Here is a 1,652-nt window from a genome sequence, read left to right on the forward strand (position 1 = left end):
ATTGCTCCCTCAAAACTAAACAAACAAGCGCGTCAACATCACAGTCCCGAAGGACTGAGTTCCGATTGCCCGAAGGCAATATCCTTAGAAAGGAGGTGATCCAGCCGCACCTTCCGATACGGCTACCTTGTTACGACTTCACCCCAGTCATCTGTCCCACCTTAGGCGGCTGGCTCCTTGCGGTTACCCCACCGACTTCGGGTGTTACAAACTCCCGTGGTGTGACGGGCGGTGTGTACAAGGCCCGGGAACGTATTCACCGCGGCATGCTGATCCGCGATTACTAGCGATTCCGGCTTCATGCAGGCGAGTTGCAGCCTGCAATCCGAACTGAGAATGGTTTTATGGGATTGGCTTCACCTCGCGGCTTCGCTGCCCTTTGTACCATCCATTGTAGCACGTGTGTAGCCCAGGTCATAAGGGGCATGATGATTTGACGTCATCCCCACCTTCCTCCGGTTTGTCACCGGCAGTCACCTTAGAGTGCCCAACTGAATGCTGGCAACTAAGATCAAGGGTTGCGCTCGTTGCGGGACTTAACCCAACATCTCACGACACGAGCTGACGACAACCATGCACCACCTGTCACTCTGTCCCCCGAAGGGGAACGTCCTGTCTCCAGGAGTGTCAGAGGATGTCAAGACCTGGTAAGGTTCTTCGCGTTGCTTCGAATTAAACCACATGCTCCACCGCTTGTGCGGGCCCCCGTCAATTCCTTTGAGTTTCAGCCTTGCGGCCGTACTCCCCAGGCGGAGTGCTTAATGCGTTTGCTGCAGCACTAAAGGGCGGAAACCCTCTAACACTTAGCACTCATCGTTTACGGCGTGGACTACCAGGGTATCTAATCCTGTTCGCTCCCCACGCTTTCGCGCCTCAGCGTCAGTTACAGACCAGAGAGCCGCCTTCGCCACTGGTGTTCCTCCACATCTCTACGCATTTCACCGCTACACGTGGAATTCCGCTCTCCTCTTCTGCACTCAAGCCCCCCAGTTTCCAATGACCCTCCACGGTTGAGCCGTGGGCTTTCACATCAGACTTAAGAGGCCGCCTGCGCGCGCTTTACGCCCAATAATTCCGGACAACGCTTGCCACCTACGTATTACCGCGGCTGCTGGCACGTAGTTAGCCGTGGCTTTCTGGTCAGGTACCGTCAAGGTGCCGGCAGTTACTCCGGCACTTGTTCTTCCCTGACAACAGAGCTTTACGACCCGAAGGCCTTCTTCGCTCACGCGGCGTTGCTCCGTCAGACTTTCGTCCATTGCGGAAGATTCCCTACTGCTGCCTCCCGTAGGAGTCTGGGCCGTGTCTCAGTCCCAGTGTGGCCGATCACCCTCTCAGGTCGGCTACGCATCGTCGCCTTGGTGGGCCGTTACCCCACCAACTAGCTAATGCGCCGCGGGCCCATCTGTAAGTGACAGCGAGAAGCCGTCTTTCAGCTTTCCTCCATGTGAAGGAAAGGGTTATCCGGTATTAGCTCCGGTTTCCCGAAGTTATCCCAGTCTTACAGGCAGGTTGCCCACGTGTTACTCACCCGTCCGCCGCTGAGTTTTAAAAGCAAGCTTTTAAAACTCCGCTCGACTTGCATGTATTAGGCACGCCGCCAGCGTTCGTCCTGAGCCAGGATCAAACTCTCCAAAAAAGAGTATGAGTTT

General features: G+C 55.6%; 1 rRNA gene. It reads right to left on the bottom strand.

Annotated elements, in window-relative coordinates:
- Nucleotides 1-88: 88 nt before the first annotated feature.
- Nucleotides 89-1,639, bottom strand: a 16S ribosomal RNA gene (locus AR337_RS22490).
- Between the last annotated feature and the right edge of the window lie 13 nt (nt 1,640-1,652).

The sequence above is a fragment of the Bacillus sp. FJAT-27445 genome (assembly GCF_001510665.1).
GTDB lineage: Bacteria > Bacillota > Bacilli > Bacillales > Cytobacillaceae > Bacillus_D.